17 protein-coding genes are annotated in these 20626 nt (G+C 65.2%); 4 read left to right on the forward strand and 13 right to left on the reverse strand.

Annotated elements, in window-relative coordinates; all coding sequences use genetic code 11:
• Positions 1–17: 17 nt before the first annotated feature.
• The 5 genes from AAFG50_RS22000 to AAFG50_RS22020 form a co-directional block, all read right to left on the reverse strand.
• The gene (locus AAFG50_RS22000) at positions 18–1142 is read right to left on the reverse strand and encodes an acyl-CoA desaturase (protein WP_049832508.1); all 1125 of its coding nucleotides are present in this window, start codon (positions 1140–1142) and stop codon (positions 18–20) included.
• A 202-nt stretch (positions 1143–1344) separates the two neighbouring features.
• Positions 1345–1554: a cold-shock protein gene (locus tag AAFG50_RS22005; RefSeq protein WP_028173969.1), complete on the reverse strand. Its 210-nt coding sequence runs from the start codon at positions 1552–1554 to the stop codon at positions 1345–1347.
• 235 nt (positions 1555–1789) lie between these two features.
• Positions 1790–2554: an SDR family oxidoreductase gene (locus AAFG50_RS22010; protein WP_028173968.1), complete on the reverse strand. Its 765-nt coding sequence runs from the start codon at positions 2552–2554 to the stop codon at positions 1790–1792.
• A gap of 42 nt (positions 2555–2596) precedes the next feature.
• The gene (locus AAFG50_RS22015) at positions 2597–3592 is read right to left on the reverse strand and encodes an aldo/keto reductase (protein ID WP_028173967.1); all 996 of its coding nucleotides are present in this window, start codon (positions 3590–3592) and stop codon (positions 2597–2599) included.
• Between the two features lie 39 nt (positions 3593–3631).
• Positions 3632–4027 carry a cupin domain-containing protein gene (locus AAFG50_RS22020; protein ID WP_028173966.1) on the reverse strand — a complete coding sequence of 132 codons (396 nt, stop codon included), beginning with the start codon at positions 4025–4027 and terminating at the stop codon, positions 3632–3634.
• A 283-nt stretch (positions 4028–4310) separates the two neighbouring features.
• Between AAFG50_RS22020 and AAFG50_RS22025 the strand changes: the two genes are divergently transcribed.
• A complete protein-coding gene (locus AAFG50_RS22025) occupies positions 4311–5204 on the forward strand; it encodes a LysR family transcriptional regulator (protein WP_011087370.1) in 894 nt (297 codons plus the stop codon).
• Between the two features lie 40 nt (positions 5205–5244).
• Here AAFG50_RS22025 and AAFG50_RS22030 read toward each other — a convergent pair whose 3' ends face one another.
• The 3 genes from AAFG50_RS22030 to AAFG50_RS22040 all read right to left on the reverse strand — a co-directional run bounded on the left by AAFG50_RS22030 (position 5245) and on the right by AAFG50_RS22040 (position 10079).
• Complete coding sequence (locus AAFG50_RS22030; RefSeq protein WP_338141320.1) at positions 5245–5955, reverse strand: carboxymuconolactone decarboxylase family protein; 711 nt, start codon at positions 5953–5955, stop codon at positions 5245–5247.
• A 318-nt stretch (positions 5956–6273) separates the two neighbouring features.
• Entirely contained in the window at positions 6274–9792 is a 3519-nt protein-coding gene (gene mfd / locus AAFG50_RS22035; protein ID WP_028173964.1) for a transcription-repair coupling factor, read from the reverse strand.
• Positions 9789–10079: a succinate dehydrogenase assembly factor 2 gene (locus tag AAFG50_RS22040; protein ID WP_011087373.1), complete on the reverse strand. Its 291-nt coding sequence runs from the start codon at positions 10077–10079 to the stop codon at positions 9789–9791. The genes mfd and AAFG50_RS22040 overlap by 4 nt, the downstream gene beginning before the upstream one ends.
• Positions 10080–10297: 218 nt before the next feature.
• Here AAFG50_RS22040 and recG point away from each other — a divergent pair, with 218 nt between their 5' ends.
• A complete protein-coding gene (gene recG / locus AAFG50_RS22045; RefSeq protein ID WP_011087374.1) occupies positions 10298–12406 on the forward strand; it encodes an ATP-dependent DNA helicase RecG in 2109 nt (702 codons plus the stop codon).
• Here the strand turns inward: recG and panE are convergent.
• From panE to glmS, 4 genes are all read right to left on the reverse strand, one after another.
• Complete coding sequence (gene panE, locus AAFG50_RS22050; protein WP_028173963.1) at positions 12403–13332, reverse strand: 2-dehydropantoate 2-reductase; 930 nt, start codon at positions 13330–13332, stop codon at positions 12403–12405. The two genes, recG and panE, sit on opposite strands and share 4 nt — an antisense overlap.
• 235 nt (positions 13333–13567) lie before the next feature.
• A complete protein-coding gene (locus AAFG50_RS22055; protein WP_028173962.1) occupies positions 13568–14437 on the reverse strand; it encodes an NAD(P)-dependent oxidoreductase in 870 nt (289 codons plus the stop codon).
• 105 nt (positions 14438–14542) lie between these two features.
• Positions 14543–15313, reverse strand: coding sequence for a DUF502 domain-containing protein (locus tag AAFG50_RS22060; RefSeq protein WP_011087377.1), 771 nt, complete (start codon positions 15311–15313; stop codon positions 14543–14545).
• Positions 15314–15392: 79 nt separating this feature from the next.
• Positions 15393–17219 carry a glutamine--fructose-6-phosphate transaminase (isomerizing) gene (gene glmS, locus AAFG50_RS22065; protein WP_028173961.1) on the reverse strand — a complete coding sequence of 609 codons (1827 nt, stop codon included), beginning with the start codon at positions 17217–17219 and terminating at the stop codon, positions 15393–15395.
• A 220-nt stretch (positions 17220–17439) separates the two neighbouring features.
• Here glmS and AAFG50_RS22070 point away from each other — a divergent pair, with 220 nt between their 5' ends.
• Positions 17440–17658: a hypothetical protein gene (locus tag AAFG50_RS22070; protein ID WP_028173960.1), complete on the forward strand. Its 219-nt coding sequence runs from the start codon at positions 17440–17442 to the stop codon at positions 17656–17658.
• 3 nt (positions 17659–17661) lie between these two features.
• On the opposite strand, the gene glmU is transcribed toward AAFG50_RS22070, so the two are convergent.
• Positions 17662–19017: a bifunctional UDP-N-acetylglucosamine diphosphorylase/glucosamine-1-phosphate N-acetyltransferase GlmU gene (glmU, locus tag AAFG50_RS22075; protein WP_028173959.1), complete on the reverse strand. Its 1356-nt coding sequence runs from the start codon at positions 19015–19017 to the stop codon at positions 17662–17664.
• A gap of 173 nt (positions 19018–19190) precedes the next feature.
• Between glmU and AAFG50_RS22080 the strand changes: the two genes are divergently transcribed.
• On the forward strand, positions 19191–20570 hold the full coding sequence (locus AAFG50_RS22080) for a hypothetical protein (RefSeq protein WP_028173958.1): 1380 nt from the start codon (positions 19191–19193) through the stop codon (positions 20568–20570).
• Positions 20571–20626: the final 56 nt, after the last annotated feature.

The raw sequence follows: 20626 nt of genomic DNA on the forward strand, positions 1-20626 counted from the left end.
ATATGGGGATGCTCGCGCTAAATGCCACTCTTCGCGTTCGCGTTGGCCGATAGAGCGGGAGTTGCCAGGAGAAAACCGACAGAATCGTGCAGGAGTTCGTAGGCGCGGTCGACGATATCGTCGAGGGATATGGTCTTGGCGAACATGCGCTGCGCCTCAGCCAGCAACTGCTCGCGGGTCGGCATGCTGGACAGGCGCAAGTCGGCACGGTGCTGCAACAGACTGAGCGCGTCCCGGACCGACAATTCGGTCTCGTGGATCGACGTTCTGATCGCGAGCGCGATGTGTTCAGGATCAAAGCGAGCGGCGAGCTGCTCGGCCGCTTGCTTGACCACGCGCGATCCCAAACGATGCTCGTTGCGCAGAACCTGCCGGGGCGGCAACTTCAGATCCCAGACGATCCCGAGCCAGGACAAGGCGACCAGGGCATAGTAGGTTAGATCGACCTCATACCAGTAGAAGCCCTGCCGGGCGCTGGCCTGGTAGGCGTGATGGTTGTTGTGCCACCCCTCACCCATGGTCAGCAGGGCGAGCAACCAGTTGTTGCGGGAATCGTCGCCGGTCACATACCGCCTGCGTCCGTGAACATGTGCGAGGGAGTTGATGCAGAACGTGGCGTGATACAGAACCACGGTGCTCCACATAAATCCGACCACGAGCCCCGACCACCCGGCAATCAGGAAGCACAGACCCGCGAGCACGACCGCCGGCAACAGCTCCAGCCGGTGCAGCCACATCAACTCGGGATACGACGCCAGATCCGATACCTTCACGAGGTCGGTCGCATCGTGCTGCCGGTAAAAGATCCAGCCGAGATGACTGTACACGAAGCCCTTGTGCCGGGGTGAATGGACATCTTGCGCCGTATCCGAGTGAAGATGATGATGGCGGTGCTTGGCAGCCCACCAAAGCACGCTTTTCTGGGCGCTGCTCTGGGCAAGGAAGGCAAGGATGAACTGGAACGCCCGGCTTGTGGCGTAAGCCCGATGCGAGAAGTACCGGTGATATCCGGCAGTGATGCCGAACATGCGCAGCCAATACAGGGCAACGCAGATTGCAACGGCTTGCCACGAGACGCCCGACCAGATCGCCGCGAGGCATCCCGCGTGGATCAATACAAACGGCAGGACCTGCGGATACATGACGTCGTCGTGTTCCTGATCTGAGTCCTGGCCTGAATCGATATTGATAGACACGCTCGCGACCTCAGCTGTTTCGATGGGCGGGCCGACCCGCAACCGATGTAAAAAAACCCGCGGCCGGTAAACCAGTCGCGGGTCGAGAGAACCAGAAGCTCTGCCAGTACATCCGTGGTCAAAGCAACATAGTACCGATTGCGGTAGCCTAGACGGCGCGCAGATTTTCCGCAGCAGACTTGCCGGTCCGGCGGTCCGCGACGATTTCGAAGGAAACCTTCTGGCCCTCGTTGAGGGTGCTCATGCCGGCGCGTTCAACTGCGCTGATATGAACGAAAACATCCTGGCCGCCCTGGTCCGGCTGAATGAAGCCGAAACCCTTTTGGCCGTTAAACCACTTCACAGTTCCCGTATTCATGGGGTCGTCCTTTAACATAGATAAGTCTTTGGAACCGCGCTCAAGAGCACAGTTAGCGAATTCGAGATCTGGAGGGAGGGTCGTCAGTCAGGCACGCTTATCAGCGGCGAGGCCAAGTCGTTCGGCCGAAACTCGATGGATTGAGTATGGCTATTGTTCGGGCATTCCGCAAGGGGCCATATGTCGCTGTTTTCGGACCTATATGTCCGGTTGGCGGCCTCCGGGTTCGCTGTATTCACCGCATGATGAACCCGCCGTCGACCGAGATGGACTGGCCGGTCACATAGCTGGCGGCGTCGCTGCAGAGCCATAACACCGCGCTCGCAATTTCCTCGGGACGGCCGACCCGTCCCATCGGCACGCTCTTCTCCAAGGCCTTGAGCGCATCGCCCTGGCCTGCGGCAACCATCTGGTCGGCCATCGGTGTCCAGATCAGCCCGGGGCAGATGGCGTTGATACGGATGCCGCGTGCCGCATATTCGAGCGCCGCGCTCTTGGTGAAGCCAAGGACGCCGTGCTTGGCGGCGTGATAGATGCCGCGCTCGGCGCCTCCCACAAGTCCCCCGAGAGACGAGCAATTGACGATCGCGCCGCTGCCCTGCTTGCGCATCTGTTGCAGCTCGAATTTCATGCAGCTCCATTCGCCGCGGAGATTGATCCCCATGACGCGGTCGTAGTCCTCACGGGTCGTGTCCGCGGTCTCTGCGAGGACATTCTGGACGCCCGCATTGTTGTAGGCGGCATCGAGCCTGCCGAAGACGGAAACGGTCTGCGCCACCATGGCCTCGACCTGCGCGTCATTGGAGACGTCGCAGCGGATGGCGATGGCCTTGTGACCCCGGGTGACCAGCTCGCCTGCCGCGGCGCGCACCGCGTCCTCGTTCCAGTCCGCCAGTGCAACGGACGCCCCGGATTCCGCGAAAGCCTTTGCCGTGGCGAGGCCCAGCCCGGATGCAGCGCCGGTCACCAGCGCAACCTGTCCCTCGAATGAAATGTTCATGGATATCTCTCCTGTCGATCTGTCGGGTCGTCGTACGTGCCGTCAGCGCTGCGTACGTGCAGCTTCCGCCTGCGGGTAGCGGTCGCCTGTGATGGTGATCTGCGCGACCGCGGCGTCGATGTGCCTGATATCGTCGGGTGTCAGCGCGACCGCGGCCGCAGCGATGTTTTCGTCGAGACGGCCGAGCTTGGTCGTGCCGGGTATCGGGACGATCCACGGCTTCTGCGCCAGCAGCCAGGCCAATGCGATCTGCGCCGGCGTGGCACGTTTCTGGGCACCGATCTGAGCCAGCAGGTCGACGACCGGCCGGTTCGCCTTGCGGGCCTCGGGCGTAAAGCGCGGCAAGCCGGCGCGGTTGTCATTGCCGCCGAAGCTGGTGGTCTCGTCGATCTTGCCGGTGAGGAAGCCCCTGCCCAGTGGACTAAAGGGAACGAAGCCGATCCCCAGCTCCTCGCAAGCCGGCAACACCTCCGTCTCGGGCTGACGCCACCAGAGGGAATATTCGCTCTGGATCGCCGCGACCGGCTGGACCGCGTGCGCACGGCGGATGGTAGAGGCGCCGGCCTCGCTGAGGCCGAAATGCCTGACCTTGCCCTCGGCGATCAGATCCTTGACCGCACCGGCGACGTCCTCGATCGGGACATTGGGATCGACGCGGTGCTGATAGAACAGGTCGATGGTCTCGATCCGCAGCCGCTTCAACGAGCCTTCGGCCGCCTGCCGGATGCGTTCGGGGCGGCTGTTGAGCCCGCCAGAACGCCGCGCGTCGGCGGGACCGAGATCGTGGCCGAACTTGGTCGCGATGACGACGTCTTTCCGGACCGGCTGCAGCGCCTCGCCCACGAGTTCCTCGTTGGTAAACGGGCCGTAGACCTCGGCAGTGTCGAAGAAGGTGACACCGCGCTCCACCGCCGCCCGGACCAGCACGATCATCTCGTGACGTTCCGGCGCCGGGCCACGATGATAGTTCAGGCCCATGCAGCCGAGGCCGATGGCCGAAACCGCAAGGCCGCTATCGCCAAGCTCGCGCATCTGCATGTTCAATCTCCTCGGCGTGCCGCTCGCACCAGCACGCAATCACTTGCGATACTGTTCGTCGCTGACCCGCTCCATCCAGTCGACATTCTTGCCGTTGAGCGATTCCGTGATGGCGATATGCGTCATCGCGGTTGTCGCGGTGGCGCCGTGCCAGTGTTTCTCGCCGGGCGGAAACCAGACGACGTCGCCGGGGCGGATTTCCTCGATCGGTCCCCCCTCGCTTTGCACCCAGCCCAGGCCGGACGTGACGATCAGGGTTTGGCCGAGCGGATGGGTGTGCCACATGGTTCGGGCACCGGGTTCGAAAGTTACTTGACCGCCGCTCAGACGTATCGGGTCACCCAGCTGAAAGAGCGGATCGACACGGACCGTGCCGGAGAACCATGCTTCGGGGCCCTTGCCGGAGGGGCGTGAGCCGTTGCGTTTGATATCCATAGTTGCTTGCCTTCCCGTTGTCGGGCCAGTCTCGTCCGAGGCCCTCGCAAAGCCCGCGTGCGACGATGCCAGCATGGCCAATCCGGCAGCGCCTGACAGCATGCTCCGTCGCGTCAGCGCGCTCGGGGCGTCCGCAGCGCTGCTCTCGCATTGCCGGAAGGGAATGTCCGATCGATCCATATGCCGAACTCGCCTCACCTCGCGGGACTGCGCCATATCTAATGCGTGCGGCTATGCGGACTAGCCACTATGATCGGCATGGACTTATAAGGAGGATCGATAAATGCAGCGCGGAAATCTCGACGACCTCGCGGCCTTCCTGATCGTCGCCCGCGAAGGCAGCTTTACGAGAGCCGCCGCGAAGCTCGGCATTTCGCAGTCCGCGCTCAGCTACACCATCAAGGAGCTCGAGGCGCGACTGAAACTGCGCCTGTTGACGCGCACCACGCGCAGCGTGTCGCCGACGGCCGCGGGTGAACGTCTGTTGCGCAACGTGGGGCCACGGATCGCGGAGATCGAGACCGAACTCGTCGCCTTGACCGAGCTCCGGGAAAAGCCCTCCGGTACCATTCGCATTACGGCGACCGAATATGCCACCGACGCCGTCCTTCTGCCGAAGCTAGCGAAGCTGTTACGCGAATATCCCGACATCAAGCTCGAGATCGTCAGCGACTACGGACTGACGGATATCGTCGCGCAACGTTTCGATGCCGGCGTGCGGGATGGCGAGCAAGTCGCGAGGGACATGATTGCTGTGCGAATCGGCCCCGACGCGCGCATGGCCGTCGTCGGCGCTCCGTCCTATTTCCGGAGCCGGTCGGAGCCGAAGAAGCCTTCGCAACTGGTCGAGCACAATTGCATCAATCTGCGCTTGCCGACCCATGGCGGATTGTACTCCTGGGAGTTCGAAAAGGGCTCTCGCGAGTTGAAGGTTCGGGTCGACGGCCAATTGGTCTTCAACACCACCACCCAGATGCTCCAGGCGGCGCTTGCGGGCCTGGGGCTGGCTTATCTGCCGGAGGGCCTGGTGCGGTCCCACATCAACAAGGGGCGCCTCAAGAGGGTGCTGGAGGACTGGTGCCCTCCCTATCCCGGCTACCACCTCTACTACCCAAGCCGGCGCCAGCCCTCAGCCGCCTTTGCACTCCTTGTCGAGGCGCTCCGCCACCGGGACTGAGATGTCACCTCGGCCGAGCGCCAATGGCGGTGAGATAAGGCTAATGCGGCCGCTTCGCGAACACATCCTTGGCGACGGGCATTGCCGAAAACACGTTGGGCCAACCGACATAGAACGCCAGCTGCGTGATGGCTTCCGAAGCCTCCGTCTGGGTCAGGCCGTTGTCCATCGCCCTGTTGAGATGCGGCGTGAGCTGCGCCATCTGCCCGTTGGCGATCAACGCGCTGACAGTGACGAGACTGCGGTCCCTGGGCGCGAGGTCCGGGCGCAGCCAAAGATCACGAAACAGCACGTCGGTGGTGTACTGCACGACGCCCGGAAACGACGCGCCGAACTGGTCCTGAACGAACGCGGCGCGTTGCGCCTCGCCAGCCTCGTCGAGCGGCAACGGCGTCACCGAGACGACCGGAAGCTGCGCGGCGCCGACGTCGCGGGCGGCAAAAACGTCCTTGGCGACAGCGACGGCCGACATCGCATTTGCCCAGCCGGCGTAGAAGGCGAGATGCGTGATGATCTCCGAAATCTCGCGCGGCTTGACACCGTTATCGAGCGCAAGATTGAAATGATATGGCATCTCGATCGTCTGATTTCGCGCGATCAGTGCAGCCAACGTGACGATGCTGCGGTCGCGCGGCGCAAGGCCGGGCCGTTTCCAGACATCGCCGAGGAGACGGTTCTGCGTGTACGCCTCCAGTGCCGGGGCGACTTTCCGAACATCCTCATACGTTAGCACGGGGCTTGATCTGGTCATGGCGGCAGTCTCCTCCGTGCGGGCCGATGGCATGGCCGTCAGCGCAAGCAATGCGACGACCGCGGCTTGCAGTTTCATGATGGATTTCCTGTACACCGCAGCTGCTTCCCGGACGCACGCGCGCCGGCGGGGCGTGATCGCCCTCTGCAAGCTTGTTATAGGCGATGGGCCGCCGTGCGATTAGATGACGTAGTTCGCATGGACTTATCGACCAGGCTTATGAATTGGTCCGTGCCCCGCGCCAAACTTGAATGATGGCCGGCCGGGAAAGAACTGGGTCCCGGCTCTGCGCTCCGCTTGTCCGGGACACGATGACCGCTAGGCCGCCTTCTTGGCCTGCGCGAGTTGTGCGAGCTGCCGCATGATCTCGGTGGTGCCGGCGAGCCGATCTTCCGGCGTTTCCCAGTCTTGCAGGAACACCACCTTCATGTCGGGCCGCACCTTCGCAGCCTGGCCGTGGCTGCGGATGAACGTCACCAGGCGATCGGGATAGGCGAACGAATTGTCGCGGAAGGCGATGACGGCGCCCTTCGGGCCGGCGTCGATCTTCTCGACATTGGCCCTGCGGCAGAACGCCTTGATCGCGGCGACCTTGAAGAGATAGCGCACCTCGTCGGGCAACACGCCAAAGCGGTCGCGCATCTCGGCACCAAAATTCTCGATCTCCTCCTCGGTGTCGAGATCGGCCAGGCGCCGGTAGAGCGACAGACGGACCGAGAGATCGCTGACGTAATCCTCCGGGATGAGCACGGGCATGCCGATCGTGATCGACGGCGACCAGCGGTCGGCGGCGGGCTCGGAGACGCCGGCCTTGAGGTTGACGATCGCCTCCTCCAGCATCGATTGGTAGAGCTCGAAGCCGACCTCCTTGATATGACCGGACTGCTCCTCGCCGAGAAGATTGCCGGCGCCGCGGATGTCGAGGTCGTGCGAGGCGAGCTGGAAGCCCGCGCCCAGCGTCTCCAGCGATTGCAGCACGGTGAGCCGGCGTTCGGCCTGCGTCGTGATCTTCTGCTGCGCCGGCAGCGTGAACAGCGCATACGCCCGGAGCTTCGAGCGGCCGACGCGGCCGCGGAGCTGATAGAGCTGGGCAAGGCCGAACATGTCGGCGCGGTGCACGATCAGCGTGTTGGCGTTGGGAATGTCGAGGCCGGATTCGACGATCGTGGTCGACAGCAGGATGTCGAACTTGCCGTCGTAGAACGCGGTCATGATGTCCTCGATCACCGCGGGCGGCATCTGCCCGTGCGCGACCGCGACCTTCATCTCCGGCACGTTCTTGTCGAGGAAGTCCTTGACCTCGGCGAGGTCGTCGATGCGCGGCACCACGTAGAACGCCTGGCCGCCGCGATAGCGCTCGCGCAAGAGCGCCTCGCGGATCATCAAGGGATCGTGCGGGGCGACGAAGGTGCGCACCGCAAGGCGGTCGACCGGAGGCGAGGCAATGATCGAGAGTTCGCGGACGCCGGTGAGCGCGAGCTGCAGCGTGCGCGGGATCGGCGTTGCCGACAGCGTCAGCACGTGCACCTCGGAGCGAAGCGCCTTCAGCCGTTCCTTGTGAGTGACGCCAAAATGCTGCTCCTCGTCGACGATGACGAGGCCGAGATCGCGGAACTTGATCGCCTTGCCGAGCAACGCGTGGGTGCCGACGACGATGTCGACGGAGCCGTCCGCAATGCCCTTTTTGACCTGGTTCAGCTCCTTGGTCGGGATCAGGCGCGAGGCCTGGGCCACGTTCACCGGAAAGCCCTTGAAACGCTCGGTGAAGGTTCTTGCGTGCTGGCGCGCCAGCAGCGTGGTCGGCACCACGACAGCGACCTGCTTGCCTTCGAGCGCCACGGCAAAGGCCGCGCGCAAGGCCACCTCGGTCTTGCCAAAGCCGACGTCGCCGCAGATCAACCGGTCCATGGGACGGCCGAGTTCGAGATCCTTCAGGGTCGATTCGATCGCCCCTAGCTGGTCCTCGGTCTCGTCATAGGGGAAGCGCGCACAGAACTCGTCATAGAGGCCCGGCTGCACCGGCAGCTTGGGCGCCTCGTGCAGATGGCGCGCGGCGGCGATCTTGATCAGCTCGCCCGCGATCTCGCGGATGCGGTTCTTGAGTTTCGCCTTGCGGGTCTGCCAGCCGCTGCCGCCAAGACGATCGAGCTCGACCGTGGTCTGGTCGGAGCCGTAGCGCGACAGCAGCTCGATGTTCTCGACGGGGAGGAACAGTTTCGTTTCGGCGGCATAGTGCAGCTCGAGACAATCATGCGGCGCGCCGGCGACGTCCAGCGTTTGCAGGCCGACGAACCGGCCGATGCCGTGATCGACATGGACAACGATGTCGCCCGCGGCAAGGCTCGTCACCTCCGAGATGAAATTGTCGAGCTTGCGGCTCGCCCTGCGCGGCCGCACCAGGCGGTCGCCGAGAATGTCCTGCTCGCTGATGAGCGCAATCTCGTCGGTCTCGAAGCCGCTGTCGAGGCCGAGCACGGCGAGCATGGTCTCGTTGCGCGGGGTCGCCTGCACCGTGCGCCAGCTGTTGACGCTGGTGGTGTGGGCCAGCTTGTGGTCGCGCAGCATCGAGGTCATGCGGTCGCGCGAGCCTTCGCTCCACAGCGTGATCACGACCTTCTTGCGCTGCGCCTGCAAGGCCATCACGTGGCTGACCACGGATTCGAACACGTTGACGGTGGTGTCGTTGCGTTCGGGTGCGAAGTCGCGGCCCTTGCGCGCGCCGGCATCGACGACACCAGTGCCATCCGCCGGCACGGAGAATTGAGTCAGGCGCGCCAGCGGGACGTCGCCGAGGCGCCTGGTCCACTCCTCTTCGGTGAAATACAGCCGGTCCGGCGGCAGCGGCTTGTAGATGGCGCCGCCGCCGGGATGCTCCATGGCCTCGCGGCGGGCCTGGTAATAGTCGAGGATCTGCTTGAAGCGCTCGCGGACGGCGTCCTCGGCCTGCGGCTCGATCGCGATCGCTGCGCCTTGCAGATAGTCGAACAGCGTATCCATCCGGTCCTGGAACAGCGGCAGCCAGTGCTCCATGCCGGGATGGCGGCGGCCTTCGCTGACGGCCTCGTACAGCGCATCGTCGCGCTCGGGCGCGCCGAACTCGGCGACATAGCCCATGCGGAAGCGGCGGATGGTGTCGGTGACGAGCTGGAATTCCGAGACCGGCACGAGGTCGAGCGAGCGCATGTCGAGCAGCGTGCGCTGGGTCTCGGCGTCGAAGGAGCGGATCGATTCCAGGCTGTCGCCGAAGAAGTCGAAGCGCACGGGCTGGTCGAGACCGGCCGGAAACAGGTCCAGAATGCCGCCGCGCACGGCGTATTCGCCGGGCTCGCGCACGGTCGAGGAGCGGTTGTAGCCGTTGTGCTCGAGCCAGGCGATGATGGTGTCCATCGGCACGACATTGCCGGGGGCGACCGACAGCGCCTGCGCCGCGACGAGCTCGCGCGCGGGCACGCGCTGCACGATTGCGTTGACCGTGGTCAGCACGATCAACGGCTTGTCGCTGCCGGTCAGCGGCGCAAGCCGCGCCAGCGTGGTCAGGCGCTGGGCCAAAATGCCACCATGCGGCGAGACGCGGTCATAGGGCTGGCAGTCCCAGGCCGGGAAGGTCAGCACCGGCAGATCGGGCGCGAAGAATTGCAGCGCGCGTTCGAGCTGCTGCATCCGCGCGCCGTCGCGGCAGACCACCGCAAGGCTGACGGCCGGCTTCTTCGGCCGCGCCGCGATGGCGCGCGCCAGATCCGAGATGACGAGGCCTTCGGCACCTTCCGCGACATTGGCAAGCGTCAGGGCGCGGCCGGGCGTGAGCAGCTCGGCCGGCGACTTCATCCCCTGCTTCATAAATCGCCGTCCGTAATCGGGAACGCCTTGATACGGGCAAATAGCGCGCCTGTGACATCGGCCGGCAGCACCTTGTCGCCGGTGATGGCGGCATAGAGGTCGGGATCGTTGACCTCGAGCAGGTGCTCGAGCTCGTCGAGCTCGGCATCGGACAGATTGCCGATCTCGGCGTCCGCGAAGCGGCCGAGGATCAGGTCCATCTCGCGCGTGCCGCGGTGCCAGCAGCGGAACAGCAGCCGCTTGCGGCGGTCGTCCAGCCCGTTGCTCGATCGTGTCGTTCCCGTCATGTCTCAATTCCAGTCAAACGCCGAAAGCCCGGACGTGCCGGGCGGGCGTGATATAGCTACTTGGGGGGCCGGTGTCAGCTCTTTGTTGTGGCACTGCCGTCTGCCAATTCGTCATGGCCGGGCTTTATCCCGGCCATCCCCGCAGAGCCGTGAAAAAAGACGTGGATGCACGGCATAAAGCCGGGCATGACGGGCCGAAACGATCCTAGATTCCCCCGATGCGCCCCAGCCTGCTCAATCCGCTGTTTGCTCCCGTGACCAGCCTGCCCGGCGTCGGTCCGAAGCAGGACAAGCTGCTGCAGTACCTGCTCAGCCGCAACGAGACGCCGCGGCTGGTCGATCTGTTGCTGCACCTGCCGAGCCAGGTCATCGACCGCCGCGCCCGGCCGAAGATTCGCGACGCCGTGCAGGGAACCATGGTGACGCTGGAGGTGACCGTCGACCGCCACCGCCCGCCCCCGCCGCGCAACGCGCGGGCGCCGTATCTGGTCTACGCCAGCGACGAGACCGGCGACGTCGTGCTGACCTTCTTCCGCGCCAAGCCCGGCTATGTCGAAAAGCTGCTGCCTGTGGGCGAGAAGCGCTACGTCTCCGGCACGCTCCAGATGTATGACGGCATCCCCCAGATCGTGCATCCCGACCGCGTGCTGGACGAGGAGGCGATTTCAAAACTCTCAGGGATCGACCCGGTCTATCCGCTGACGGAGGGCCTCGCGCTCGGCTCACTGCGCCGCGCAATCGCGCAAGCGCTTCAGAAATTGCCCGCCTTGCCGGAATGGATCAGCCCGGAGGTGATGCGCCGCTGCCACTTCCCGCCAATCGCGGAAGCCCTCACCCGCGTGCATCAGCCGGTCGAGCTCACGGACATTTTGCCCGATCGGCCGTTCTGGTCGCGCCTCGCCTTCGACGAACTGCTGGCCGGCCAGCTCGCGCTGGCCCTGATCCGCGCGCAATTGCGCCGCCCGGCAGGCATACGCAATGCCGGCGACGGGCATCTGCGCAACAAGATCATCGACGCCCTGCCCTATGCGTTGACGCTGTCCCAGCGCGACGCCGCCGCGGCGATCGCGAGCGATCTGCAACAGCCGGTGCGCATGCTGCGGCTGCTCCAGGGCGACGTCGGCTCCGGCAAGACCGTGGTCGCGCTGCTGGCGGCCGCAGCGGTGGCCGAAGTCGGCAAGCAGGCCGCGCTGATGGCGCCGACGGAAATTTTGGCGCGCCAGCACATCAAGACCATCGCGCCGCTCGCCGAGCGCGCGGGCTTACGGGTCGCGATCCTCACCGGCCGAGAAAAAGGCAAAGAACGGCGCGAGATCATCGCCCAGCTTGCCGAGGGCGAGATCGACCTGCTCGTCGGCACCCATGCGCTGATCCAGGACGACGTGATCTTCCGGGACCTCGCGCTCGCCGTGGTCGACGAGCAGCACCGCTTTGGCGTGCGCGAACGGCTCGCGCTGACCTCGAAGGGCGAAGCCGTTGACGTGCTGGTGCTGAGCGCAACCCCGATCCCGCGCACGCTGGTGCTGACTTATTTCGGCGACATGGACATCAGCGAGCTGCGCGAAAAACCCGCCGGCCGCCAGCCGATCGAGACCCGCACCATCTCGATGAGCCGCCTCAACGAGGTCACGGATAGCATCGGCCGCGCACTCCAGGCTGGCAAGCTGGTCTACTGGATCTGCCCGCTGGTCGAGGAATCCGAGGCCGAGGGCACCGAGCACCTCACCAATGCGACCAAACGTTTCGAGAATTTGCAGAAGCGTTTCGGCGACCGGGTCGGCCTCGTCCACGGCCAGATGAAGGGAACCGAGAAAGACCGCGTCATGGGCCAGTTCGCCGCCCACGAGATCGGGCTGCTGGTCGCGACCACCGTGGTCGAGGTCGGCGTCGACGTGCCGGCGGCCACCATCATGGTGATCGAGAACGCCGAACGCTTCGGCCTCGCCCAGCTCCACCAGCTGCGCGGCCGCATCGGACGCGGCTCGGAGGCCTCGACCTGCCTGCTGCTCTACTCGGAGCCACTCGGCGAGATGTCGAAGGCGCGGCTGAAGGTGATCCGCGAGACCACCGACGGTTTTCGTATCGCCGAGGAGGACCTCAAGCTGCGCGGCGAAGGCGACGTGCTGGGCGTGCGTCAGAGCGGCCTGCCCGGCTACCGCATCGCGCGCTCGGAGGTGCACGGCCAGCTCATCACCCAGGCCCGCGACGAGGCGCTACGCATCCTCAAGGACGATCCGAAGCTGAAGGGCGAGCGCGGCGAAGCGCTCAGGTGCCTGCTCTACCTCTATGAGCGCGATGAGGCGATCCCGCTGATCGGGGCGGGCTAGCCTGCTGCTCTTCGGCGCCCCACTTCGTAGGCCGCCACATGCGCGCGGGCGAGATCCAGCAGCGGTGTGTCGATGCCCAGCGCACGGGCACGATTGGCCATATCGCCGAGGATGTGCTCCGCCTCGGTGATCGAGCCGCGCTCGATATCGCGCAGCATCGAGGCCTTGAGCGGCGAGTCCAGGGTCGTGAAGAGTTTTCGGTCAAACTCGATGAACGGGGCGCGCGGCTCGAACCCCGAAGCCGTCGCAACGGTGCAGCATTCCGCGAATAACCGAAAGATAGACTGTTCGCCGTTCGGCACGGCCAGGATGTCTCCGATGCTTGCGCGCATCAGGCAGGTGATGCCGGCCAGCGTGCTGAGCTGGACGAATTTCTCCCACATGTCCTGCATGATCGCTTCGCTGGCGCGCACGTCGATGCCGGGGACCTGGAGCTGTGCCTCCAGCGCGAGCGCACGCTCGCTCAACGAACCCTTGATCTCGCCAAACACAATCGTCTGATTGGCCATGAACTGAACGACACGGCCATCCGCATCGAGGCCGGCACTGACATTCGCCAACCCGCCGAGGACACGCGCCGCGCCGAACCGCGCAGTCAGAGCGTCGATATGTTTCAACCCGTTGAGTATCGGCAGAATCATCGTGTTGGCGCCGACTGCCGGGGCAAACTGGGCCATCGCATCGTCGAGCGAATAGGATTTCACCCCGACGAGCACAACGTCGAACGGCTCCTTGAGATCGCTTGCCAGGATGATCTTCGGCTGCACGGCAAAGTCGCCGTGCGGGCTCACGACCTGCAATCCATCCCGCCGCAACTGCTCGGCCCGCGCGGGCCGCACCAGAAAGGTCACGTCGCCGCCGGACCGGGCCAGGCAAGCTCCGTAATAACCTCCGAGCGCTCCTGCGCCGATCACCAGCACTCTCATTCGAACTCCCGTTGCAGAAGAACTGCTTCCGCAGAGACAATAACAGATGAGCCTCGCAATGACGACGTGGATAGAGCCGTTTCAGAAGACTTGCCCTTTCGCCGCGGCCGACTTCATGCAACCTTCCCGCCATGCGCTGACGTCCCGGTCGTGCGCCTGAAACGCGACCGGGACGTCCAGGGATTTTTGGATTCCGCGCCAATGGACGGCAAGTCAACGACGTGAGACCGGACGACTAGGCCTTCTTCTGCGCGATGCTCGCGGCGAACGCCTTCATCAGCCCGGCATCCACCGCCTCGCCTTTCGCGTCCTCGGCGAGGTGCTCGAACCAGCGCGCAAAGCCCTCGTAGATCTGGCTGGCCGGATGATCGGCGCCGAGGAAGCCGGAAATCTCCCGCATCTCCGCAACCCAACGATAGGCCTTCGGGATCATGTCCGGCAGCGCGACTTCGAGCCGGGCCAGGACCGCGGGCTGGCTCAGTGCGAGCTCGTCGCGCAGCGCATCCGCGGCGCCTGCTTTCGTTGCCGCGATCACCATGGCCGAGCCGATGCCGGCCAGGCCCTTGACGATGCCGGCGTAGGACATCTTGAGCGCGGAAGCCGCGCCGACCGGGCCTTCGACGATCCGCATGTCGAGGCCGAGCTCCTTCAGAACGGCCACATCGCCGGCGTGCTCGCCGGACATGTAGAAGGCCGGGCTCTTGCCGCCGGGCTGCGGCGGGAAGCCGATGATGCCGGCATCGACGAACGGCGCCTGCGCCGAGCCGATGATCTCCTCGATCCTAAGCACGGTGTCGACATTGACGGCGTTGCAATCGACCACGACGGGCTTCTTCGCGCGCCGGACGATCAGCGCGGCGAGGCGCTCGGCGAGTGCAACGGCCTCGCCCGGCGGCACGATCGAGAGGATGATGTCGGCCTCGGCGATCGCCTCGTCGTCCGCGCCGATCATGCCGGCATCCGCCGCGCGTTTTTGCGTCGCTTCGCTTCGCCCCTTCAACGACGTCAGCACGCGCGCTCCGTTTTCGCTGAGGCGGCGGGCCACGGCGCTGCCCATGGCACCGGGCGCGAGGATCGCAATGGTCTTTGACGTCGTCTTGGACATCGTGCACTCCAGGTCGAACACCGAGCGATGCGCCCGATTCAACCGGAAGACTAGCAGACGATGCGAGGCCTGGCGTGATCGCGGCCATCCCGCAGGGGAATGGCCCTACTCCACCTTCGCAGGCTGGGGCTGGAGTGCCGACGCATTGGCGATGCGCGCGGCATTCGCCATGCCCGCGAGCGCCGCGGCCTTCTTCGGGTCGGGTGCCGCGCCCGGCTGCACCACGCCGGCCGACATGATCAGGGTCGCGGCATCCTCGGTGCTCATGTCGACCTCGACGATCTTGCTCTTGGGCACGTAGAAGAAGAAGCCCGTGGTCGGGTTCGGCGAGCACGGCAGGAACACCGAGACGTGCTCCTCCTGCCCGGGCAGGCTGCGCGCGACCTCTTCATTCGGCGACTGCGAGATCAGCACGATCGACCACATGCCCGGCGACGGAAACTCGACCAGGCCGACTTTGCGGAAGCTCGAGCCCTTGCCCGAGAACAGCGTCTCGAACACCTGCTTCAGACCGCGGTAGATGGCGCGCACCGCCGGGATGCGGCCGAGGAAGGTCTCGCCGACATCGACCAGCGTCCGGCCGATCAGGTTGGCCGCGAGGAAGCCGACCAGCGTCAGCGTGAAGAATGCGACAATCAGTCCCCAGCCGGGGACGACATACGGCAGATAGGTTTCCGGACGATAGGCCAGCGGCACGAACGGCCGCACCACGCCGTCGACCCAGGTGACGAACCACCAGACCAGATAGAGAGTGATTGCGATCGGCCCCGTCACCACGAGGCCGGTCAGGAAGTAGTTGCGGATGCGGCCCATCAGGCCGGTATGCGGTTCCGGGATGGGATCAAGCGGCGCAGGCGCGTCGTCGCGGGTGGTCATTCGGGTTCCAGGTCAGTCGCTGCACTCAAGCTAGGGTCTTCTAGCAGGTTTTGGAAGAGCGCAGCCTGATCCCTTCTGCCTATTCCACGGTCACCGATTTCGCGAGATTGCGCGGCTGGTCGACGTCGGTGCCCATGATGACGGCCGTATGATAGGCGAGCAGCTGCACCGGGACGGCATAGACCATCGGCGTGAACGCCGCCGCCATGTCGGGCATGACGATGGTGACGAGCGACTCGACGGTCGCCTCCTCCGCGCCCTTCGCGTCGGTCATCAGGATGATCTTGCCGCCGCGGGCGGCGACCTCCTGCATGTTCGACACCGTCTTCTCGAACACCCGGTCGTAGGGTGCGATGACGACGACCGGCATGGTCTCGTCGATCAGCGCGATCGGGCCGTGCTTCAGCTCGCCGGCGGCGTAGCCCTCGGCGTGGATGTAGGAGATCTCCTTCAGCTTCAGCGCGCCTTCGAGCGCGAGCGGGAAGCTGGTGCCGCGGCCGAGATAGAGCACGTCGCGCGATTTCGCGATCTCGCGCGCCAGCTTCTCGATCTGGAGCTCGGTAGTGAGCGCATCCGACATCAGGCGCGGGATCTCGACGAGGCCGTGAACGAGCTTGGTCTCGTCCTCGTCGGACAATTCGCCTCTAACCTTGCCGGCCGCGATCGCAAGGTTTGCGAGCACCATCAGCTGGCAGGTGAAGGCCTTGGTCGAGGCGACCCCGATCTCGGGTCCGGCCAGCGTCGGCAGCACCGTCTCGCTCTCGCGCGCAATCGTCGAGGTCGGCACGTTGACGACGGCCACCGTGTGCACGCCCTCGGCCTTGGCATAGCGCAGTGCGGCCAGCGTATCGGCGGTCTCGCCCGATTGCGAGATGAAGATGGCGAGATCGCCCTTGCGCAAGGGCGCCTCCCGGTAGCGGAATTCGGAGGCGACGTCGACCTCGACCGGCAGGCGCGCGAAGCGCTCGAACCAGTATTTGGCGACGAAGCCGGCATAGCTCGCGGTGCCGCAGGCGGTGATGTTGATGCGCTGGATGTTCTTGAAGTCGAACGGCAGCTTGACCGGCAGCGAGACGCGCTCGGTCGCCATGTCGACGTAGCGCGCCAGCGTGTGGCCGACCACTTCCGGCTGCTCGTGGATCTCCTTGGCCATGAAGTGGCGGTAATTGGCCTTGTCCACCAGCGAGGTCGAGGCGGCGTGCTTGATCTTCTCGCGCTGGACCGCGTGGCCGTCCTTGTCGAAAATCGTGGCGCTATTGCGGGTCAGCACCACCCAGTCGCCGTCCTCGAGATAGCTGATCGTGTCGGTAAACGGGCCGAGCGCGATGGCGTCGGAGCCGAGATACATCTCGCCGTCGCCATAGCCGATCGCGAGCGGCGGGCCGTTGCGGGCGCCGATCATCAGATCGTTGTCGCCGGCGAAGATGAAGCCGAGCGCAAACGCGCCGCGCAGCCGCGCCAGCGCCAGCTTCACCGCCTCGACCGGCTTGTTGCCGCGCGTGAGCAGGTCGTCGACGAGATGCAGTACGATCTCGGTGTCGGTCTCGGTGTGAAACACCGTGCCGTTCTTCTCGAGCTCCTCGCGCAGCTCGCGGAAATTCTCGATGATGCCGTTGTGGACCACGGCGACGCGCTCGGTCGCATGCGGATGGGCGTTGTTGACGGTCGGTTTGCCGTGGGTGGCCCAGCGGGTGTGACCGATGCCGGTCGTGCCCTTCAGCGGCTCGGCTTCCAGGCGCTTCTCCAGATTCTTCAGCTTGCCCTCGGCGCGGCGGCGCTCGAGATGCCTGCCTTCGAGCGTGGCGACGCCCGCGGAATCGTAGCCGCGATATTCAAGACGTTTGAGCGAATCCACCAATTGCTCTGCAACCGGTTCGCGCCCGAGAATGCCGACAATCCCGCACATGCGGATCAATATCCCCCAAATCGTCGAAAAATCGCCAAAACGACGCGCTCAGTTTTTAGCGAAGTTCCTAAGGAACCAGATACTCAATAATTATTGCTGATTGAGACAGCATTCGCCGGCGCCATTGCCCGGTCTGCGTCGATGTGGCCGGCCTTTAACCTCGCACGTTAACTTGTTGTCAACAAGTTTGACCAACGATTCCGGTCAGGAGAACAAGGCCATGAAAGGCTCATCCGACCGCAAAGGTCTGTCGTCGTTGTATCTGCGTGCCAGCGAGACCACGGGCACGCACCTCGCCCATTGGCCGCCGCCCCAGCGCGGCAAGGAAAGCAAGCCCGTCTTCACCAAGCACCCGCAGGGCGAGCCGGCCAAGCGCGCCAAGCCACGCGGCTGGCGCCTGACCCGCGCGATCTTCTCCGAATTCGCCGACGACGAATAGCGCTCACTTCTCCGGCTTCTTGCCGCGCGTCTTCATCTCGCGATAGCGCGCCGCGCCGCCTTCCCTGATGGTCTGCTGGTTGCGCTCGAGCGCCATCGCGTCGTCGGGCACGTCGCGCGTGATCACCGAGCCGGAGCCGATATAGGCGCCGTTGCCGATCTTCACCGGAGCCACCAGCGAGGAGTTGGTGCCGACGAAGGCGCCTTGCCCGATGATGGTCTTGTGCTTCTTGAAGCCGTCGTAGTTGCAGGTGATGGTGCCGGCGCCGATGTTGGAATTGGCGCCGACGGTGGCGTCCCCAATGTAGGAGAGATGGTTGACCTTGACGCCGGCCTCCAGCGTCGCCGCCTTGGTCTCCACGAAATTGCCGATCCGCGCACCGTCGCCGAGCGAGGTGCCGGGCCTGAGCCGCGCATAGGGTCCGATCGAGACGTTCCTGCCGAGCGTGGTCTCGACGATGTGCGAGAAGGAGTGGATCACCGTGCCGTCGGCGATCGAGACGCCCGGGCCGATCACCACGAACGGCTCGATAGTGACGTCCTTGCCGAACACGGTGTCGGCGGACAGATAAACGGTCTCGGGCGCAATCAGCGTCACGCCGGCCTCCATCGCCGCCTTGCGCAAGCGCGCCTGCATCACGCTTTCGGCTTCGGCGAGCTGCGCCTTGGTGTTGATGCCGCGCACCTCGTCCTCGCTGGTCTCGATCACCACGGACTCCCATCCCTGTTCGCGGACGATCTCGACCGCATCCGTCAGATAATATTCGCCCTTGGAATTCGCATTGCCGATTTTATCCAGGATCGCGAGCGCGCGGCGCCCGTCGATCGCCATCACGCCGGCGTTGCACAGATCGATCTTGCGCTCGTCCGCGCTGGCATCGGCCTGCTCGCGGATCGCGACCAGGCGGTCGCCCTCGACGATGAAGCGGCCATAGCCGGCGGGGTCGGCGGCGCGGAAGCCGAGCGCGGCGAGCGCGGCGCCGTTGGCCAGCGGCGCGCGCAGACGCGCAAAGGTCTCGGCCGAAATCAGCGGCGTGTCGCCGAAGGCAATCAGCAGATCGTCCACGCCGCGCGCGATCGCCTCGCGCGCCGCCAGCACCGCATGCGCGGTGCCGAGCCGTTCGGCTTGCACGAAAGTGAGCGCGTCGGGGCGGATGCGCCTCGCCTCATCGGCCACCGCCTGATGATCCGGGCCGATCACGACGGCGAGCGAGGTGCCGGTTCCCTTGGGGGCGGCGGTGAGCACATGGGCGAGCAGCGTCTGGTGAGCGACGGGATGCAGCACTTTCGGCAGGTGTGAGCGCATGCGCGTGCCTTCGCCGGCGGCGAGCACGATCGTGAGGCTGGAGCGGGCGGTCATCGAGATCCTGTCAGATACGGCCGAATCAACTGGCGCGGCAGGCGGCAGGCCGCCCCTATGCTGCCCGCCTTGCTACCCCCGCAAACGCCCGGAATTCAAGTGCGACACGCTTTTCCTGTTAATGTTCCCTGATTGATTCGGGGAAGCTGAACGGGGCTGGGCACTTAACGTTCATGGCAAAGGATTCCGACCCACTGGCGGATGCCTTCGGCACCAAGGAGACTGGCGGGCTATTCTCCGGACTTCTGGCCGAGGAAAGCGCGTTCGACCGCCGCATGATGTGGCGGCTGGGCTCCTGGGGCGTTGCGGCCGTCGGCGCCGTCGTCATCGCGGTGATGGCCAACCAGGCCCAGCTCGGCTGGCGGCGCGACCAGGTGGCGTCCGCCGATCTCGTGCGCCAGGCCGACCGGCTCCAGCTACTGACCAGGGAAAGCCAGAACGAGGCGCGCCGCCTCGCCGCCGCCGTCGAGACACTGAACGCTGATCGCGACCGGCTCTATTCGCGCGTCACCGTGCTCGAGCAGGGGCTCGATTCCGTCACCGGCGCCATCGCCAGGCAGAGCGCGAAGCCGCAGGACACGCCGGCGCCCGACGCACAGCCTGCGGCGCCCAGCGTCGCGCCGGTCGTCTCGATGCCATCTCCATCCAGCGACAAGCCGCGCGCGGCAGCCGCAAAGGAACAGGCGAAGGAGCCGACCAAAGACACCGTGAAGGAGGCTGCAAAGGAGCCGTCGAGCCCGCCGCCGCAGAGCGCGGCCGCAGCCTCCCTCGTGCAGCAGTCGCCGGCGACGACATCGGCGCTGCCGATGCTTCCGCTGGTGCCCTCCAAGTCGATCATGGCACCGCCTGATCCCGCCGCGTCGAAATTGACTCAGCCCGAGACGACTGAAAAGACAACCGAGAAGACCGCCGAGAAGAAGCCCGAGCCGACACCCGCCCCGACCGAAATCGCAGCCGCATCAGCCAAGCCGCCGGAGGCAACCGAAAGCGAGGCTCCCGCGATCGCGGTTCAGCAAACGCGCTTTGCGATCGATCTCGGCGGCGCCAACTCGATCGATGGCCTGCGCGCGCTCTGGCGCGGCGTGACCAAATCGAATCCGGAAGTTGCCACGCTGCGGCCGATCATCATGATCAAGGAAGGCACCACCGGCCTCGGCATGCAGCTGCGACTGGGCGCCGGCCCGCTGATCAACGCGGCCGCCGCAGCAAAGCTCTGCGCGGGTCTCGCCGAGAACGACCGTCACTGCGAGACCACCGTGTTCGACGGCCAGCGGCTATCGATGCGCGGCGGTTCGGAAAAGGGACAAGAAAAGTCTCAGGACCGGATTCAGGAAAAGAACGCCGAGAAGAATCCGGATGCGGCGCCGCAAGCCGAGACCGCACCTGCGCCCGCCCCCACAGCCAAGCCGGACAAGCGCCGCCGCAGCTATTCCTCAAAGCGCTCGTCGAAGCGCGAGGAGCCCGCGCCTGCACCTGCGGCGCAGCCGGCAGCACCGGCCAAGCCGGAGACGGCCTCGGCGGGATCGACGTTGTCGTCGTTCTTCAGGCGGTAGGGAATGGTCGTGCCGATTGGATCGGGTAGCTAACCAGTAACGGCTTGCGAGCGACG

The organism is Bradyrhizobium sp. B039 (assembly GCF_038965675.1).
Taxonomy (GTDB): Bacteria; Pseudomonadota; Alphaproteobacteria; order Rhizobiales; family Xanthobacteraceae; genus Bradyrhizobium; species Bradyrhizobium diazoefficiens.

Coding starts and splice junctions, on each gene's coding strand:
- AAFG50_RS22000 (WP_049832508.1), bottom strand. CDS start 1,142: ATGTATCCGCAGGTCCTGCCGTTTGTATTGATCCACGCGGGATGCCTC.
- AAFG50_RS22005 (WP_028173969.1), bottom strand. CDS start 1,554: ATGAATACGGGAACTGTGAAGTGGTTTAACGGCCAAAAGGGTTTCGGC.
- AAFG50_RS22010 (WP_028173968.1), bottom strand. CDS start 2,554: ATGAACATTTCATTCGAGGGACAGGTTGCGCTGGTGACCGGCGCTGCA.
- AAFG50_RS22015 (WP_028173967.1), bottom strand. CDS start 3,592: ATGCAGATGCGCGAGCTTGGCGATAGCGGCCTTGCGGTTTCGGCCATC.
- AAFG50_RS22020 (WP_028173966.1), bottom strand. CDS start 4,027: ATGGATATCAAACGCAACGGCTCACGCCCCTCCGGCAAGGGCCCCGAA.
- AAFG50_RS22025 (WP_011087370.1), top strand. CDS start 4,311: ATGCAGCGCGGAAATCTCGACGACCTCGCGGCCTTCCTGATCGTCGCC.
- AAFG50_RS22030 (WP_338141320.1), bottom strand. CDS start 5,955: ATGACCAGATCAAGCCCCGTGCTAACGTATGAGGATGTTCGGAAAGTC.
- mfd (WP_028173964.1), bottom strand. CDS start 9,792: ATGAAGCAGGGGATGAAGTCGCCGGCCGAGCTGCTCACGCCCGGCCGC.
- AAFG50_RS22040 (WP_011087373.1), bottom strand. CDS start 10,079: ATGACGGGAACGACACGATCGAGCAACGGGCTGGACGACCGCCGCAAG.
- recG (WP_011087374.1), top strand. CDS start 10,298: ATGCGCCCCAGCCTGCTCAATCCGCTGTTTGCTCCCGTGACCAGCCTG.
- panE (WP_028173963.1), bottom strand. CDS start 13,332: ATGAGAGTGCTGGTGATCGGCGCAGGAGCGCTCGGAGGTTATTACGGA.
- AAFG50_RS22055 (WP_028173962.1), bottom strand. CDS start 14,437: ATGTCCAAGACGACGTCAAAGACCATTGCGATCCTCGCGCCCGGTGCC.
- AAFG50_RS22060 (WP_011087377.1), bottom strand. CDS start 15,313: ATGACCACCCGCGACGACGCGCCTGCGCCGCTTGATCCCATCCCGGAA.
- glmS (WP_028173961.1), bottom strand. CDS start 17,219: ATGTGCGGGATTGTCGGCATTCTCGGGCGCGAACCGGTTGCAGAGCAA.
- AAFG50_RS22070 (WP_028173960.1), top strand. CDS start 17,440: ATGAAAGGCTCATCCGACCGCAAAGGTCTGTCGTCGTTGTATCTGCGT.
- glmU (WP_028173959.1), bottom strand. CDS start 19,017: ATGACCGCCCGCTCCAGCCTCACGATCGTGCTCGCCGCCGGCGAAGGC.
- AAFG50_RS22080 (WP_028173958.1), top strand. CDS start 19,191: ATGGCAAAGGATTCCGACCCACTGGCGGATGCCTTCGGCACCAAGGAG.